General features: G+C 48.4%; 17 protein-coding genes. 5 read left to right on the top strand and 12 right to left on the bottom strand.

The features are described 5' to 3' along the window. Positions 1-98 precede the first annotated feature (98 nt). Together MEALZ_RS12545 and MEALZ_RS12540 are read right to left on the bottom strand one after the other, a co-directional pair. Entirely contained in the window at positions 99-671 is a 573-nt protein-coding gene (locus MEALZ_RS12545) for a GGDEF domain-containing protein (protein ID WP_223842301.1), read from the bottom strand. Between the two features lie 100 nt (positions 672-771). Beyond that, complete coding sequence (locus MEALZ_RS12540; RefSeq protein WP_014149012.1) at positions 772-1,416, bottom strand: DUF502 domain-containing protein; 645 nt, start codon at positions 1,414-1,416, stop codon at positions 772-774. Between the two features lie 375 nt (positions 1,417-1,791). On the opposite strand from MEALZ_RS12540, the gene MEALZ_RS12530 reads away from it, so the two are divergent. Then, positions 1,792-3,296 (top strand): IS3 family transposase gene (locus MEALZ_RS12530; RefSeq protein ID WP_408607020.1). Its coding sequence is split into 2 segments (ribosomal slippage): positions 1,792-2,230 and positions 2,230-3,296, totalling 1,506 coding nucleotides; the frame shifts between segments, so codons are not numbered across the junction. A gap of 174 nt (positions 3,297-3,470) precedes the next feature. Here MEALZ_RS12530 and MEALZ_RS12525 read toward each other — a convergent pair. Then, the gene (locus tag MEALZ_RS12525) at positions 3,471-3,719 is read right to left on the bottom strand and encodes a DUF2171 domain-containing protein (protein WP_014149011.1); all 249 of its coding nucleotides are present in this window, start codon (positions 3,717-3,719) and stop codon (positions 3,471-3,473) included. A gap of 550 nt (positions 3,720-4,269) precedes the next feature. On the opposite strand from MEALZ_RS12525, the gene MEALZ_RS12520 reads away from it, so the two are divergent. Both MEALZ_RS12520 and MEALZ_RS12515 read left to right on the top strand, forming a co-directional pair. Next, the gene (locus MEALZ_RS12520) at positions 4,270-4,533 is read left to right on the top strand and encodes a hypothetical protein (RefSeq protein WP_014149009.1); all 264 of its coding nucleotides are present in this window, start codon (positions 4,270-4,272) and stop codon (positions 4,531-4,533) included. Further along, complete coding sequence (locus tag MEALZ_RS12515) at positions 4,524-5,534, top strand: YihY/virulence factor BrkB family protein (protein WP_014149008.1); 1,011 nt, start codon at positions 4,524-4,526, stop codon at positions 5,532-5,534. Before MEALZ_RS12520 ends, MEALZ_RS12515 begins: the two co-directional genes overlap by 10 nt. A 212-nt stretch (positions 5,535-5,746) precedes the next feature. Here MEALZ_RS12515 and MEALZ_RS12510 read toward each other — a convergent pair whose 3' ends face one another. The 9 genes from MEALZ_RS12510 to MEALZ_RS12470 all read right to left on the bottom strand — a co-directional run bounded on the left by MEALZ_RS12510 (position 5,747) and on the right by MEALZ_RS12470 (position 14,868). Continuing rightward, positions 5,747-7,087 (bottom strand): DUF2254 domain-containing protein, encoded by a 1,341-nt coding sequence (locus MEALZ_RS12510; protein ID WP_014149007.1) that lies wholly within the window; start codon positions 7,085-7,087, stop codon positions 5,747-5,749. A gap of 151 nt (positions 7,088-7,238) precedes the next feature. Further along, positions 7,239-7,661, bottom strand: coding sequence for an EF-hand domain-containing protein (locus MEALZ_RS12505; RefSeq protein WP_014149006.1), 423 nt, complete (start codon positions 7,659-7,661; stop codon positions 7,239-7,241). 165 nt (positions 7,662-7,826) lie between these two features. Continuing rightward, positions 7,827-8,243 (bottom strand): DUF2892 domain-containing protein, encoded by a 417-nt coding sequence (locus MEALZ_RS12500; protein WP_014149005.1) that lies wholly within the window; start codon positions 8,241-8,243, stop codon positions 7,827-7,829. Positions 8,244-8,830: 587 nt separating this feature from the next. After that, positions 8,831-9,274 (bottom strand): DUF2383 domain-containing protein, encoded by a 444-nt coding sequence (locus MEALZ_RS12495; RefSeq protein WP_014149004.1) that lies wholly within the window; start codon positions 9,272-9,274, stop codon positions 8,831-8,833. A gap of 53 nt (positions 9,275-9,327) precedes the next feature. Continuing rightward, positions 9,328-9,843: a hypothetical protein gene (locus tag MEALZ_RS12490; RefSeq protein ID WP_014149003.1), complete on the bottom strand. Its 516-nt coding sequence runs from the start codon at positions 9,841-9,843 to the stop codon at positions 9,328-9,330. A 17-nt stretch (positions 9,844-9,860) separates the two neighbouring features. Then, positions 9,861-10,274, bottom strand: coding sequence for a BON domain-containing protein (locus MEALZ_RS12485; RefSeq protein ID WP_014149002.1), 414 nt, complete (start codon positions 10,272-10,274; stop codon positions 9,861-9,863). A gap of 767 nt (positions 10,275-11,041) precedes the next feature. Then, the gene (locus MEALZ_RS12480; RefSeq protein WP_014149001.1) at positions 11,042-11,980 is read right to left on the bottom strand and encodes a hypothetical protein; all 939 of its coding nucleotides are present in this window, start codon (positions 11,978-11,980) and stop codon (positions 11,042-11,044) included. Positions 11,981-12,922: 942 nt separating this feature from the next. Then, on the bottom strand, positions 12,923-13,240 hold the full coding sequence (locus tag MEALZ_RS12475) for an HPF/RaiA family ribosome-associated protein (protein WP_014149000.1): 318 nt from the start codon (positions 13,238-13,240) through the stop codon (positions 12,923-12,925). Between the two features lie 467 nt (positions 13,241-13,707). Beyond that, on the bottom strand, positions 13,708-14,868 hold the full coding sequence (locus tag MEALZ_RS12470; RefSeq protein WP_046061147.1) for a baeRF3 domain-containing protein: 1,161 nt from the start codon (positions 14,866-14,868) through the stop codon (positions 13,708-13,710). 111 nt (positions 14,869-14,979) lie between these two features. On the opposite strand from MEALZ_RS12470, the gene MEALZ_RS12465 reads away from it, so the two are divergent. Further along, entirely contained in the window at positions 14,980-15,360 is a 381-nt protein-coding gene (locus tag MEALZ_RS12465) for a hypothetical protein (RefSeq protein WP_014148998.1), read from the top strand. Positions 15,361-16,054: 694 nt separating this feature from the next. Further along, positions 16,055-17,128, top strand: coding sequence for an OmpA family protein (locus MEALZ_RS12460; protein WP_014148997.1), 1,074 nt, complete (start codon positions 16,055-16,057; stop codon positions 17,126-17,128). Positions 17,129-17,555: the final 427 nt, after the last annotated feature.

The following is a 17,555-nucleotide window of genomic DNA, read 5'->3' as shown; positions in this document are numbered from 1 at the left end:
AAACTTGAGCAAATTAGGACGATAATTTTAGCGACATCCTTAGGCTCTGCCGAAATATGAAGCACGAAAGGTATAGCTAATCTCCCAACAGACACATGCTAATCTTTAGTTGCAACCTGAATACTTCTGACGCAATTTCTACCATCGTGTTTTGCCATATAAACCCCATCATCCGCAGCCTTTAAAAGAGAATCTGGGCTTTTCATTGTATGATCGCGAACGGCAACGCCGATACTAATACTACCTTTCCAAACCCCCATTCCAGCTTTGACTCTCATTTCCGCAACCGTTTTACTGACTAAATTTGCTAAATACATCGCCCCATTTAACGGTGTATCAGTGCAAATAATGATAAACTCATCACCACCCAACCGACAGACAATGTCGTCGTTTCTGACACTATGACTTAACTCCCGAGCCAAAGCCTGCAGCACAATGTCGCCGGATTCATGGCCATAATTGTCATTAATCTGTTTGAAACCATCGGCATCGATCATCATGCAAGTCAATATTGAAGCTTTAGCATCGACGGAACTCCAAAGTTGGCGTAAAACACTCATGGCGTAGCGACGATTGGGTAATTCGGTCAATACATCCGTCATGGCTATTTTTTCTAGTTGAAAATTGGCATTACTTAATGCCTGTGTTCTCTCCTGAACTTTTGAATCCAAGGTCTTGGATAATGTGTTGGGTTTTTGATGATCACCCCGATGCCGAATTTTGATCTACGATGGGTATAACTTAGAGTGTTATCAATCTCCAAAGTCAAGTTCAAGGTACTTCTTTTGGGTCGAAATCAAACTCTTCAATGATTTTTTTATCATCCGGAACACTGCTAACAACTCCCGCTGTTGCAACAAAACGCAGAGCATCCTCAATAGACATATCTATTTCTGTTACATTTTCCCGTGATATGATGATTGTGGTGCCGCCACCCATCGAATAACTTAATGGTAAATATACGGCAATCTGGTCATCGGGAATAAAGGGATGTAAAACATCTCCAAAATCTGTAAGAGTAATAAAACCTATTCGTTGAACAGTGTCGTGAGGTGCTTTAACCAAAACTACCTGTTTAAATTGCCCTTTGCTTTTGCTGGAAAAAAGAGAACTGATATCGCGTATTGATTTATAAATGCTTTTAACAATAGGGATTTGAATAATAAGTTTTTCCAAATTATTGAATAGTCTTTGGAAAGTTAGAGACTCCAGGAAGGCTCCGAAAAAAAACACAAGAGGAAGGCCTAATACAAGCCCCAAGCCTCTTGTATACCAGTTGTCGGGGAAGAAAAATTTGAATATATGTTCCAGCCACAACTCTACAGTGTCGGCAAACCAGAAAAGCAAATAAAGAGTGAGGGTAAGGGGAATAACAGCGATTAGCCCTTTGAAAAAAATTTTATTGATTGGATTCATATTAACTGTCCTATTATCGTAATCCGCACGCTGGATAATAATTAAAATAATGATGCTTTATATAATAAACCTGAAGTTTCCCAATGATTTCAAAAAAGACTGCCATTATGCCTGGGCCACAGGAATCATCGATGGGGTTTGCGTAAACGGTGGCAAACCGATTAAATAATACCCCTACAAGCCTGGACACTCCTAGAAAACCGGGAAACTTCCGTAACAAATTTAACCCGAAAGCGATTCCGCTACATTCTCATAAAACCCTAGTGTGTTTTGTACTTTTTTGCATCCGAAAAAAAACTATAGAATCCCTCTGTGTCAATATACCTGAGACACCGCCCCATGCATTAATTAGGGAACATTTTCGGAGAAAATCTCATGACTGACACAACCGTACAAGCTATTCCTCATGCCGCGGCGAACGCGGAGGACACGCAAGACGCCCGTAGGGCGGCTGAAGTGTCCTCCGCGTTCGCCGCGGAACCTTCCCGCATCACCAGCGAAGTGCTTGAAAAGGCCGCCCGCCGGACGTTTACCGCCGAATACAAAGAGCGCATCTTGACCCAGGCTGATGCGTGTAGCGAACCGGGCTGCATCGGCAAGTTGCTGCGCACAGAGGGATTATATTCCTCACATCTCAGCAAATGGCGCAGCGAACGTGAGCAGGCCATCCGCGCCGGTCTATCCAAGCCGCGTGGCCGCAAACCTTCGGACAAGAATCCGTTAGCCGCTGAAAATGCTCGTCTGCAAGCCGAAATTCAGCGTTTGCAGGCATGCCTAACACAGGCGGAGGCTATCATCGATGTCCAAAAAAAACTTTCGCAACTGCTGGGCTTGTGCGAGATTCCAGCCCACACCGGGAGAGCATCATGAAGGCCACGCTTGAACTCAGCCGTGAGGTTGGCGTTAAGGCCGCCTGCGAGGCGCTCAACTTCAACCGTGCCTCGTTTTATCGCGCACAACAAGATCGCTCTTCGTGGCCGGTCGAACGTCCGCGCCCGCCGCTGGCACTGAGTACGGACGAAGAGCTACACGTCCTGGCGCATCTGCACAGCGAGCGTTTCATGGATTGCTCGCCTTATCAGGTCTATGCGGCGCTGCTCGACGAGGGCGTTTACCTGTGCTCCATCAGCACCCTCTATCGCATCCTGGTGCGCCACCAGGAAGTGCGCGAGCGCCGCAACCAGCTTCGTCGTCCCAACTACACCAAGCCCGAGTTACTCGCCACTGCGCCCAACCAAGTATGGTCATGGGATATCACCAAACTCAAAGGCCCGGCCAAATGGACGTATTTCTACCTCTACGTCATTATCGACATTTTCAGCCGCTGCGTGGTCGGCTGGATGGTAGCGCACCGCGAATCCACCGAGCTGGCTAAGCGACTGATTGGCGAAAGCTGTACTCGGCAAACTATCCGTGAAGGCCAATTGACTATTCACGCCGACCGCGGCAGCAGTATGACCTCCAAAGGCGTCGAGCAACTGCTGGCTGACCTGGGCGTGACCAAAACCCATTCACGGCCCCATGTCTCCAACGACAACCCGTATTCCGAGGCGCAGTTCAAGACCTTGAAATACCGACCGGGCTTTCCGGCTCAATTCGGCGCTATCGAAGATGCCAGAAGCTTTTGCGGAACGTTCTTCGACTGGTACAACCATGACCACTATCACTCCGGCATTGCACTGTTAACCCCGGCCAGCGTTCACAGCGGCCAAGCCGTCGAGATAGTTACGCAGCGCACGCAAGTCCTGCATGCCGCATTCGAGCGCAATCCGGAACGCTTCAAAAACCGCCAACCCCATGCCCAAGCCGTACCTGAAGCCGCTTGGATTAACCCGCCCCCTTCACGGACGGCAAATGAGGCTCTCGACCAGGAAAACTAAACTCACAATCTACACTAATTTTTTATTATGGGTGTCTCAAAATCATTGACATATACCGATCTCTGCCCTGCACATTGAGCGTTGACAATTATGTTGTGCCTGAGGTTTATAGATATTAGCGTCTTAACAAAAGTAAATAGCCATACCGACTTTTGTCTGTTTTGTGGCGCAAAGTCATTCGTCTATATAATTTGGCGAAATTGTCGACCATTCTGCCATCGCTTCGTCTCCTGGACGATCTACTTTAACCCTACCGTCCTCTGTTGAGGTTACCCAGCATACCGGAATGTAATGGTGCCGACCGGTTTTATCTTTCTTCAGCTTGATCGTACTCGGTCCCTCCATATGGTCGACTGTGGCAAACTGACCGTCTTGGGAGCAGACAACGGGCATATCAGGTTTAATTTGGTCGGTATTAATCATAGCTTTTCTCCGGTTGGCCCAGTCTGAAAGTCTGAGCGGGTTCAATTAATCATTCTAAAGTCGGTAGCTCAGGTAAGGTTTGAGAAGCATTACCCGTTTTTGAATATATACACAAGTAATGGTATCGGTCTGTACGGCTTCGCACATAGCAAATTATTTACAAAGTATTCTGATTAGCAAGATGCTTCAGCTTGGCGCAACCAAGCTTCCGGACGAGATCCGGTATTGCCGGCGGCAACGATAAGGCGCTTGGGGAGCTAATTAAGATGGAAGCGTCGGCTAAGTCGGAAACGGAACCCGGCTAAGTCATACGTCCCGTATTTCGAGAAAGCGAAGGCATGGTAAGAGCCGCCCAGATTCGTTTTGAGGCCGAATTTCAATCTACGATGGATATAGTTGCGATTGCCTTTGTGTGTGTTACCGAACTGACTAAAACTATTTTACTTTATATATTTTGCAACCATATTGTCCACGCCCTAGAGCCTTTAACTTATCTGACTTGGTGAATGAAGGATCTTTAATATAAAAAGCTTATGTATGATGAATCCATATGACCGTAACCGCAGAAAATCTTTTCAAAACCGCCGTAGATACCTTGTGTAAAAAAGGCCAACAAATGAAACACACGGAGGAGCGATTTCTCAAATATTGCCGCTCCTATGCGCAAGGCAAACCGATGACCTCATTGAGCATAGCCGAGGCGCTTGGTCGACAAGATGCGGGACGAGATAAAGTAATCGGTTTAATCACTGGCCAGCTAATGCGGCCGCAGAGTCCTCGGCCGATGTCAGGTGGTAAAGTCTCATGCTTGTGAACATAACCGATTTTTTCAAGGGGCTTTCATTAAAACAGGCTTCTTCATCTGTAATCAAAGGTCTGCGTCGCGGATACGTACTGTTGTCCCCATCACTGACCGCCTGGCTGGCTCATCGCACTGCTAGTAAAGGGGCTGCCGTGGCCTTTTATACCCTGTTCTCGATGACCCCCATTCTGGTGTTGACCATTGCCGTGGCAGGATATTTCTTTGGTGCAGAGGCGGCGCAAGGAGAAATTATTACGCAGATGCAAGCGTTGGTAGGACCCAATGGCGCCCAAGCTATCAGTGCTGTGCTGGCTGCCGCGCACTACTCCGAGTCTGGAGTTATCGCTTCGGTCATTGCCACGCTCTTACTGCTGCTGGGTGCTACCAGTGTATTCGTTGAATTAAAGGATAGCCTCGATGAAATGTGGGGCACCGATAAACCTCAAGCCTCCTCTCTCAGCGTACTATTCAAAACCCGGGTTGTATGTTTTGGCCTAGTGCTGGTTTTAGCGTTTTTATTACTGGTTTCGCTGGTCATCAGCACCGCTCTGGCGGTGATTCATCAGTATGTGTTCAGCGGGCTCTGGAGTTTGGCTGCCCTGGTGCTGTCTCCATTGGCATCGTTGATTTCCTTTGGGGTTATTGCCAGCTTGTTTGCGGTGATTTATAAAATGCTGCCGGAGGCACCGTTGGCTTGGCAGGATGCCTGGTTCGGTGCGCTGTTTACGGCCTTTTTGTTCACTCTTGGCAAATACGTTATTGGTGTGTACCTGGGTAACAGCGGCGTAACCTCAGGTTTTGGCGCGGCAGGATCAGTAATCGCCTTGTTACTCTGGGTCTATTATTCCGCGCAGATCTTCTTTTTTGGGGCCGAGTTTACCCGCCAATTTGCTTTGCGGTTTGGTAGCCTGCGTCCGCGCGATCAACTTAGAACCATATCTGAAAATCATGGCAATGGAGCGAGTAAAAGGTATATAAATATTCAGTCTCCCTCTTTGAAAAAGAGGGATTAGGGAGATTATTTCAGCAATTCCCAGTTTGAGCAGTTTCGCCGATTTTAGGGTGTGGGGTATGCCTGTTGAGGAACGCCGTAAACCCATCCATGGGGGCTTGGCGGCAGCTAAGCGCCAAGGATGGTGTGAATGCAGATTTTGCAGGAGCAAAAATCTGCCCTGCCGCCGACACCTGTCAATCGAGCCACCAACCCCCCTTCCAAAACAGTTGTCTAAGTTATTTCATGCTCGTTCCTAAGGCTCTGGACCAGAGTCATCAATGTTTCTTGAAGCCGGTCGGCTACGCGCCGGCGGTCGGTTAGGTTAACGATTTGGCTTGCGTCTTCACCAACCAGCTGAGCATGTCGGACTAAGGCGTTGCGGTCACTGTCTCGGCGCACATCGGACGCAATGTCGCCGATGGTTTTAAGAAGGTGCAGCATCACGTCCGGATTGCGGGCGCCATAGAGACGAATCTGGTCAAAAGCGGTATCGGTCAGCTCCTCGAAATCGAGCGTGCAAGCAATCACGCGTAACCGGCCGTGTTCATCCTGACGCAACGCCTTGGGGAGTTCGCGTCTTGCCACGCCGCATAGCGATGCGCCTATCCAGTCAATACAAGCCAAGGCGGTGAAAGGTTCGTTGATGCCCGTCGACAGCGCATGAGCAGCGATTTCCACCATCTGCTGCATCATATACTTTGCGTCTTGATGAGGCGTGCAGTGGACTCCGAGACTAAAGCAGTCTCGTAATTGAAGCTCGATATCTGGATTTATATGCGCACGCGGCAGCACACGCAGCAACGTCGAGGTCGTGGTCACGAAATCGCCGGGGCGCCTTGCCAATTGCAGCATCAAGTCGTGTTGCGTCGCTAACTGTATTAACTGTTCATCGTCCACGACTTGCACATAGCCAGTGGCCGCGGATAGCACAATATACGCGGCTTGCCATTGACTGTCATCGGGCAATTGCTCTGAGCAGGTATTGTCGCTGGGTCGGCCGATGCCTTCGGGGAATAAAACCGGCAGTGATTCCAGGAATTGTTCTCCCACATTGGCGATCAGATTCTCGGCTTGAATGTTTTGCGAAATGTGATGAATGAAATAGATCAGCACGGCCATCGAAACCAGCGCCAACAGCATGCCGATATTCACTGAAATATACGGCACGAAGCTATTTTCGATAGAACGCACGGTTCGCAACACCATCAGACAATAGATAAAGGTGGCGATAAACGTACCGAGTGTAAATTGAACCCCGCGATCGGCGGTAAAATTCCTGAGTACGCGCGGCCCATAATGCGATGACGTTTGCGCCAGGGTGGTCACCGTTAGCGAGAACACGATCGAAACCACCGTCATGATTGAGCCGGCAATAACCGACAGCACGCTACGCGCGCCTTCAGGTCCTCCCAACCATACCCAGCTCGTATCGCGTAGCCACGCATCACCTACGGCAGAGTCAATGGCAATGGTAGCCAAAGCCGCGCCTGCGGCAAGCAACGCCATCAGTGCGGGTAGAAACCAAAAAGTATCGACTACCGCGTCACGGATGTTGATTAATTGCAGCTTCATGGTTGCTCCTGATTAGCGAGATGTTTCAGCTTGCTAATCAGATAAAATAATGAATTTAGATCCCATTCAGGCTACTCGAAATTATTAGGCCTGGAAAATTAAAAATAAAAGCCTGTTTTAAGACGCCAGGTAAATATGCTAATCCCGCGATTTACCTAACTTGACCTTCACGTTTGGTTTCAGTTATCAGGTTTTGGTATTCATGTTGTTCCAACTTGCCATCCTCACCTGCGTCGACTTTGTCGAATACTTGCAATAGATCAGGATAATTTTTCAATTCATCTTTAGTTATGTAGTTATCGCCATTGACATCAGCCTCAGCAAATGTGGGCAATGCCCCTGCGCCGTCTTCAGAGTTAGCAACCGGTTTACTTTTTCTATCAATTTGTGAGTTTTGCGCGCCGGAAGTTTTTTCAGCCTTTGCAGTCTGGGTAACAGCGACTAGGCTGATACTCATGGCAATCGCCGTCCAGATAGGGAGACTGAAGAAATTAAACCATTGTCGAACTGTTGCCTTCGATGGGGCGGCATTTATAGCATTAGATATTTCGTTGATGTTTTTATCGGTTTTCATAATAGGTTCCTTTATTTATTTACTAAGTGCGATCAGCTTTATATTGACTCGATACGGCTCAAGCATAAATCTATATATGAGTCCATCAAGTCAATTTAATTTAATCATAAACTTAGTGCGTGATTTAAGTCGGTGCGATATCGTACATAAAGTCTTCCATTCAACTCAGTTTTTTTCTAGCCGGAGTTTAAGCGCGTATTTTTCCCGGTCGATTTCTCCCCGGGTACGGATACCAAGCCGGCGTAAGAGGGGTAAGGGAGGACACCATCCTTGCAAGCCATGCTGCAACAGAAAAGGCAAAACAATGCCGGGTAGAAATAACCATTTCGGATTTTTGGTTAAACCAAGAATCAGACCGGTTAGGGATAAAGTAGAGGCATTGACTTCAAGCACTCGCTCTACATCCCATTCCTTATCCAGCATTTGAATACGCTCAAGAATTTCCGCCTTGCTTTTGCTCTTATATTCTTGAATATTTAAATCTGTTTGAAGATCTATTTCTTCGTTGACATGGGCAGCGGTGGAGCTACGAACGCGATCCAGGCTTGATCTTGTTGAATCTTCAGCATTAAATATAGACATAAGTGACTCCAATAAAAAACTTCAAAAACTTATATACCCTTTGCTGGTCAAATTTCGGCGCCGGGGTGTCCGTCAAAGGACCCAGCCCCTAAATTAGTAAGACTATTAACCATGACCGATGGGCTATGGAATTTAGGGGCTGGGTGAATACGTCCATGTAGGCTCTGTGACAGCATCCCTGCTGTCACAGCCTTTGCCGAACACCCCGGCACCTCCACGCGTCAATGCCGAAATTTGAAGTGCGATGGGTATATTTAAAGCCGGTAACGCAATAAATAACCTGATTAGCAAGATGCTTCAGCTTGCCGAAGCCAACTGTCCGAGCAGTGACCAGTCGTAGCCACTTCTGCGGGACGGGTTATTTAACCCGTCCCCAACGTTTCGGTTTGCCCTAAACATTTCGGCTGACTTCGGCCAAAGTCAAAACGTTTAGAACGGGGTTGCAAACCCCGTCCTGCTAGGGATATGCTGGTTTTTGGGCTTTAGCTGAAGAAACTTGCTAATCAGGATAAATAAAGCCAGCGCGAATCAATTTGAGTTCACGCTGGCTTCTTTATTTAACAACTGCGTACTAAGGGCTGGAAAATCTAATCGGCTTCCGCGCCTATAAGCCGATCCAAAGTTCGAATATGCTCTTGTTGAGCAGGTAGTAGCTTCGTTTCAATCAAAGAGCGAATTTCTGAAGGCAGCTCAGTTTCTTGCAACGCCTCCTCATAAGCTTCTGCGCCGCTTTTTTCTCCGCTTTGTAAAGACTTTAGCGCCGTTTCTTTACCCAGCAGATTAGCGCCTCCCTGGACTATTTGCGCCCAAGTTCCCCAGGCTCCTGAATCTTCACAGGGAGTTCCTCCCAGTCGAATGATGAGTGACTGTAAACTGGAAGCTGACGCTTTATGATCCTCATAAATGGTCCTTAGATGCTCCGATTCGCTAAGGACGACATCTTCATGAAGTTTGTCCAGCGCCTGTTGATAAGTTTCCGTTGCAGACAATTCATCTTTCAGAAATTTGTTAAGTGTTTCTATGTTATGCATGATAAAACTCCTAGTTGATTATTTCTTGATTACGTGCCATAGCATCATCAAGCTTAAACTGACGCTTCCTCAGTCGAAGAAATATCTTCTGCATGAGCCTGCTCGAAGATTTTTTTCGCTTTATCAACATCTTCGCTGCTTCCCGTATGGACAGAAATCAAGGCACTACCTCCCTTGATTTTTCCTTCATAGCGTTTGGCCTCATACTCCGGAATACCCAGTCCGATTAAAGCCCCCGTCAAACTTCCGGCGGCAGCGCCTACTGCGGCTCCGCTCAAGGCGCCCATAATGGGGCCTGCGGCGATAAAAGGGCCCACACCGGGAATAGCCAAAGCGCCAATCCCGGCTAACAAACCGAGCGCACCGCCGGTGCCGAAACCCACTGTCCCCCCAATTGCAGCCCCTTCCGGCGCTTTGGTGTTCTTTTCATGGGCAAAATCCTGGGTGGTGGATTTGTCGGGAAACAAAACCGATATGTCGCTGTGGGAAAAACCCGCGGCATTCAGGTCATTTACAATGCTCTCTGCATGATCGATATTTTGGGCGATACAAAAAACTGCTTTACTCATGACGTTCTCCTGAGCCTTTACGGCGCTTTAATTTCAAGTTGATTATCTACCTGCACTACGCCGGGTGTTTGCGTGGCGAATTGTTGCAGTTTATTTTTTTCGGCTCCACTCTCAACCAGTCCACGCAAAGTCACGACTCCATGACGAGTAATGATTTTTGCATTCTGTGCGTTGAGTGAAAGCGATTTATCCCTAACGACGGCTTGACGGATGGTAGCCGTGATGTCGATATCACTTTTGGATTCCTTTTGATCTACCGGAGTTAAATTAGCATCATCCCTGTCGCGAACATTGCGCTCGGTATTTTCCAAGTACGAACTGGGGCCGTCAGCCAAATAGATGGCGGTATTCTGTTCGGCTTGAACGGTACCGGTTATCAGTATTAGGCTACCGGTTAAAGTGAATAGTACTAACGGTAATCGTGTAGACATTGTAATCTCCTCGCTTTTGGGTGTTTCTTTTTCAAGATAATTGGTAATTGTTCAACATAATATTTATATATACCCTTTGCTGGTTAAATTTCGGCGCCGGGGTGTCCGTCAAAGGACCCAGCCCCTAAATTAGTAAGACTATTAACCATGACCGATGGGCTATGGAATTTAGGGGCTGGGTGAATACGTCCATGTAGGCTCTGTGACAGCATCCCTGCTGTCAAAGCCTTTGCCGAACACCCCAGCGCCTCCATGCGTCAATGCCGAAATTTGAAGTGCGATGGGTATATAAAAGGTGTCGGGCATTAATTTCTAAGGACGCGTGAATAAGTCCTTGTAAGACCTGACTGCAACAGACAGCCTTATAAATCGATACCCGACAACCTACCCAACCACATATGCTGAACAGTCACGATAATTGAATGGTATCCCTGCCAGTTTTATTTTTTAATTGCTCACCTTTTGAGTCAGCGGTTTTTGCTGTGCAAACTTGAGTGGATTGATGAATTTAGGAACCTGCATAAAATAACTTCCACAAGTGCGAGGATGAATTCGCACCTACAAATCCCTGATTTATTCCATGCGCGTTACTTACCCGTCTTATTTCGATGCTGCTTTCTCCGTTCCATCACGACGTCTGTCTCACGAGACGACTATTATAGGAATAGAGCAATCAAAATGATGATGGGTATGGGAATACCGAGAAAATACAAAAGTATTGAACGCATTGCTTGTCTCCTTTGTTAACGGTTAACGAGTTGTAGTGGCTAGTACATGTCGCGTTGCTGACCGCCGAATATTGCAGCGTAGCTGGCAGCAAACGCACCGATGAGTAGCGATATGAAGAACCACAGTGCCATATAGGCGGAAGTCTTGCGCATTTTGTCAGCCGCTTCTTTCGCAGCAATTTCCGCATCATGTAGCATCGTCTGTGCGCGAGCATAGGTATCCCTCACCAGTTTTTCAGCGTCCTGTTGACTTGTGCCGGTACGCAACGCGACAACCTGTCCGACATACTGCACATCCTCTGCAGGCAGGGGGCCCGTGTGAATACTATTCATGAAAATGCGGGTTATTTCGGAAGCGGACCCGACAGACCTTGCCTTCTGTGCTGAATCGCTTTCGGCAGAAGTATAGGAGTATGGAGTTGTGCCGATCTCCCTTCGGAACAGCGAATCCACGAAGTAACCCATCGATTCGCTTTCGCTGTCGGATTTCGCAGCCTCGGCTACGACTCCAGTGGCTACTCCACTAGCTACAGAGGCAGCTACAGCGGTTCCAGCCTGAACTCCACCGCTAACGATGAATCCAGACGCCCCAGTGAGTAGCGCAGCAGTCAACAGCGCGGCAACGGCCCAGGCCAGAAAGCCGTGCGCGGTGTCACGGAGGTAGACCTCGTCCGTATGTACTGCAATCCACCTTGTTCTCAGCCTGCCGGCTAGGTACCCCCCCATCCCCGAAGCAGCGAGTTGCGTGAAGGTCAACCATAGAATGGACGATACTCCGAAAGTTGTTGCGCTGACGCCGCTGTACGCCCATGGCGATACCGAGGACAGACCTAAACCCGTCCCCAACATCAAAAGGATTAATGCCAGAGCAGCGGCTGCCGTAGCTCCTGCCAAAATAGCGCTCCACGATACTGCGCTAGCTGAAGTTTGTAAGGACAAGGCGTATTCGTCAGCAGTTGAGTTATTAGGCAGGGGCATAATGAGTCTCTATTGAATTATGTGAGAGAAATTATTGTACGAATCGGCACCATAGTCTGTACGCTATCACACATTCGGCTGAAGCAATTTGCCGCTTCAGAAGTTCAGCGACATCCATACCCCACATCTTTTTATTATTAGCCGGAGCTTCACTCAATTCAGGAGTAGCACGGTGTAAAGTTACGATGAGTGGCTTCTGTGTGACGGGTTATTTAACCCGTCACCAACGTTTCGGTTTGCCTTAAACATGTCGGTGTCTGGCTTACTTCGGCCAAAGTCGAAACGTTTAGGACGTGGTTGCAAACCCCGTCCTGCTAGGGATATGCTGGTTTTTGGGCTTTAGCTGAAGAAACTTGCTAATCAGGTTAAGTTAAGCAGTCACAGAAATAATTAATGCTCGTATTCAGGCTCTAATGTGCCTCAAAAGCTTGCCATCCATGGCGCTGGATTCCGCCAGTCCATGGCTGAATGACGGGTTACCCTTAACTTATACTCATCGGAGATCAAAATTCGGCGCCGGGGTGCCCGTCAAAGGACCCAGCCCCTAAATTAGTAAGACTATTAACCATGACCGATGGGCTATGGAATTTAGGGGCTGGGTGAATACGTCCCTGTAGGCTCTATGCCAGCTCCATGCTGGCAAAGCCTTTGCCGAGCACCCCGGCGCCTCCTTAGGCACTGCCGAAATTTGAAGTGCGAAAGGTATAATGGCAGTGAGGGTTGACTCGGGTACCCCGAGTTTTTGAGGTACGTTACGAGGCAAGACTCGCCTTAGGGGCGCCCAGCTCCTCCTTGCTTGCTGGTTGGTAGCAGGTATGCGGGTTTCATCGCGGCTCAAGTGTATCCAGCCGTCAGTTCCGATGATGATCTTGGTTCTTAAGATGGGGCAACTTTGAGGCTTAACTTCAATCCGTCCCGTCTCTTAAGTGGGCGCACCCATTTTTAGCGGTTGTTCAATCGTCCTAGGGTGCTGTCTAATGATCGCTTCAATTTCTTGAGAGCACCGTCGACAGCCTGCTCCAGAGTCGCAGCCTGGTCGCTCACTGAAATCGGCTGGAGACCTGCGAGACGAGCTTCCAGCAGGCAGCGGTTATCTCCAGTGCCGGATTTCTTGTCACTGTTCTCGTCGCTCAGGTGGATTTCTATCCGTGTTATCTGTTCACTGAAGCGATCAAGGGTGTCTCTGGCCAGGGCTTCAATTTGTTGAGTCAACGCATCATTGCCCTCGATGTTGCTATCCGTGTTGATCTGAATATGCATGTGTTTGCCTACTTATATATTTATGAGTTGTTAGGGGGAGGAGATACGAGACGACTAAAGTATTAGATAGTGAATAACCATGAAGAACATGAATTACTTGAATCTTTTCTTCGTTACCTTCATGGTGAAGAATGCTTTTTATCTGTATCTGCGCATTATTTCTCAGTCTTATACGTGTAAGAACGCTTCTTCTTGGTATCCTGCCCATTCCTTCACCTGATTAGCAAGATGCTTCAGCTTGCTGAAGCCAATTGTCCGAGCAGTGGCCAGTCGTAGCCACTTCTGCGGGACGGGTTATTTAACCCGTCCCCAACGTTTCGGTTTGCCCTAAACATTTCGGCTAACTTCGGCCAAAGTCAAAACGTTTAGGACGGGGTTGCAAACCCCGTCCTGCTAGGGATATGCTGGTTTTTGGGCTTTAGCTGAAGAAACTTGCTAATCAGGTTCCTTCAATGTTTATCAAAACTTCAGTCAGAATAACGGTAGATCACAGCTATTCCAGTCTCCGTCGGCATCCGTTCGCTGGGGACCACAACCACTTGTCCACCCATCTTCAGGACCAATTCTCCCAGATCATCGAGCAGGTCATTAACCTGGGGATGTGCCAAGTCGTCAAATGCGATTTCGCCGGTCGTTGCATTGATCCGGCCTGGAATTTCACGGCTGGCTTCAATCAGCAGCGTGGCGACCCGCCCTTCTACAACAGACTTGGCGACCTGGGTCAGGTCGTCGTCACTGAGTCCCTTGGATCTAGCGTTGCCGAAATCCTCGACGAGTGCGGTCAGGCGCGTTAGATAGTGAGGCTCGATAAGCTGCCAAGCGCGCTGGCGCAGTTCATCGGTCGACGACAGGGAATCCGGGTGGATATCGATGCTTTCCGGTATCAGAAACGAATTGTGGCTGACGTCGTGAAAAATATGATGATGCTCCGGCAGCGCCGCCAGAATCAGCGGCAGGCCCGATGGCTGAGAGTGGTGCTCCAAGACCGCGCGGTCGACGGCGCGGAAGAAGCGTTCCGAGTCGCTGTCTACCTCAGACTCTTTCCCTCCGTGGGTGTGATGCATGGGCGAGTGCCCGCCACCGACACCTCCGTATGAGGCGACGGTCTGGTGTGGCTCGGTCAATTCTTCTCCCAGCGCCTCGGTTATCGTCCGCGGGACACCCAGTGCCGGCTCGATCTCGTCCAAAGCATCACGGTTTCCCTCGAAGAGCTTGATCTTGTGGCGATTCACAGCAAGAATCTGATAACGATCGGCTGACTGAAGAATCCGCACCAGAGGTTTGGTGTGGAAGCTATCCGCCACAACAGCCAATTCGGCTACCGGACGCTGGAGCTTGTAGACTCGGAATATGCCTTTCGCGCCCAGCACAGCCAATCCGTCATGGGTGCAGTTCCAGAAGTTGCGGTCGTCAGCCAGTGCCAGGAAAGGTTCCAGCAATGGCTGGATTTCGTCGCTCGGGAATTGTTGCAGGAGCGACTCTTCCAGTGCCTTCACGAGGTTCTTGAACCGGATCGGATCTTGCTGATTGTTCGGATGGTTCCGATGAGTCGGTTGGTAAAGCGAAAGGCAAGGAGGAGTACAATTCTCCATGAGTCCCGCTGTAAAGTCTTTGTCAAGTGAGTTCACTTTTTCTCCTCTCTTTCGTTATCCACTCTATATACTCCCGTTTTACTGAAAAATCGTATAACTGTTACTTTGAAAGTTCGTAGATTGGGACTCTTTATCTAATTTTTCGATATGAAAAACAATGTCGGTTCCGACCCTAAGCACCCCAGCGCTTTCATTTGCCGGGGTGATGATAGCTTCTTCATGATCGTTACTCTGAAAGTCATGTTGGGAGATGCCCAAAATACTTTCATTTGCAGCGGCGATACCGACCTCCTAGCCAAACATACCCCGCACCTTTTGTTTATTAGACGATTTTTTCGCTCAAATCAGGAGTCGCACGGTGTAAAGATACGATTAACGGTTGGGCGTTCTATCTCGTTGAAATACATGTTCGGTGACTTATGCACGCCGCAAACTTTGAAAAACTCTAACCTTAAAACTGAAGACAGTCAGTTCGTTAGCGTACATAAGGAAATGAGTCGTCATGCGGGAATGAAGAGTTTTCCCTAGCAGGACGGGGTTTGCAAGCCCATCCTAAACGTTTTGACTTTGGCCGAAGTTAGCCGAAATGTTTAGGGCAAACCGAAACATTGGGGACGGGTTAAATAATCCGTCCCGCAGATGTGGCTACGACTGGTCACTGCTCGGACAGTTGGCTTCGGCAAGCTGAAGCATCTTGCTAATCAGGTAAGGAAATGAGTCGGCATGCGGGAATGAAGAGTTTTCCCTAGCAGGACGGGGTTTGCAACCCCGTCCTAAACGTTTTGACTTTGGCCGAAGTTAGCCGAAATGTTTAGGGCAAACCGAAACATTGGGGACGGGTTAAATAACCCGTCCCGCAGAAGTCTTTTCAATTACCGACGCAAACAAAATTTTTTCAAGGGGATGCCAAATTCTAAAGTGTTTTAAATACAGGGGCTGAACGAATAGAAGAACTTGAGTTACTGTTTATTTAGACTGGGCGGGACAATCGGAGTCAATGAACTGAATGCGCGATACGGGTTTAATAAATATTTTATTCGGAAAGGACGCTATGTACGGTAACGAACTGACGAAAACCGAATGTTGCGATTAAGCTACTTAACAAGGTTTATTAGCAACATGATTTGCTGAAGCGTTGAATCACCATGTTCTAACGGAATTTGGCAAATCATTGACGGGTTTTATCATTTCTCATTCATATTTCTTCAATAAGGAAGACGCCATGCCGAAACAAAATTTATTCGCAATCGCTTTATTAGCCGGCATGAGTATGCAGCCGCTGGTTCAGGCCGACGATCATTATCGATCCGATCGCTGGGACGATCACTATCAAGACGATCGATGGTATATCGCGCCTTTCGCATCATACGTTGACACCGGTGGCGATCGAAATGCAAGCAACGGTTGGGGCGGCGGAATGGGCTTCGGTAAAATCATCGATGAACATTTCAATGTCGAATTGAAAGGCTTCTATGAAGGCTTTAACGGTACGAATGGCGCCTGGAGCCTTACCGGTGGTACTGCGGACTTACAGTACTATTTCTTTCGCGATAAATTTTCGCCTTATACGGTCGTCGGTGTGGGCGGTATGAACAGTTGTGTCTCAGGTAATTGCGGAGCGGGTATCATTGGCGAAGCCGGCGTCGGTTTTTCTTATGAATTGCACGACAACCTTTTAGTCCGTAGCGATGTGCGCTATCGATATAACAATAATCTCAATGCCCATGTACAGCCCGGTACGGACGAATTTCATGATATGACGGTTAACGTGGGTTTTGTCATTCCGTTCGGCGACAAGCCGAAAACACTCGCGCAGCGAGCCGATACTCGGGTCGAACCGGTTGCCATTACGGATTGCGCGACTCTCGATTCGGACGGTGACGGCGTAAACGATTGCCTGGATCAATGTCCCGACACTATCAAAGGCGGCGTAGTCGACGCTAAAGGCTGTTTAATCAGGCTCGTATTGAAGGGAGTCGGTTTTAAGTTCGATTCAGAGGAACTGACGCCAACCGCCCAAGGAATTCTGGATGGCGTCGCGCAAAATCTCATTGCTCATCCGCAATCCAATGACATTGAAGTACAGGGACACGCCAGCAGCGAAGGCAGCCATGATTACAATATGGCATTGTCGCAACGCCGTTCGGCCTCAGTCGTCGATTACCTCAAAAGAAAAGGTGTCGCCAACAAACTGATTGCGAAAGGCTACGGTGAAACACAACCGATTGCCGATAACGCCACGGAAGCGGGACGATCCGAAAATCGCCGTGTCGAGTTGATTTGGGTCGAGGAGTAATAAACGTATTTTCTCCAAAGCATCTTAAATTTAATTAACGAAAAACCCGTTATCAAAGCGGGTTTTATTGTTAATGCAATCATAAGATTTGAGGTATATCTTAACCTTTGCCGTGGTAGGTAAAAAGCCGATTCAAGCTATACCCGTCGTAGATCAAAATTCGGCACCGGGGTGTCCGTCAAAGGACGCCGTGAACCCAGCACCTAAATTATCCAAGATAGTTAACCATAGCCAATGGACTATGGAATTTAGGTGCTGGGTGAATACGTCCACTTTACTCTATGCCAGCTCCATGCTGGCAAAGCTTTTGTGAGCGCCATGGATGGCGTGAATGTCGATTTTGCATTACGCCACGGATGGCGTGTATTAGGGCAATGCAGGAGCAATTGCCGAGGAGCGAAAATCGACCGGACACCCAGGCGCCTAC

The organism is Methylotuvimicrobium alcaliphilum 20Z (assembly GCF_000968535.2).
GTDB lineage: Bacteria > Pseudomonadota > Gammaproteobacteria > Methylococcales > Methylomonadaceae > Methylotuvimicrobium > Methylotuvimicrobium alcaliphilum.
Note: the sequence above shows the minus strand (reverse complement) of the source record. Positions and strands in the feature narration are given on the sequence as shown.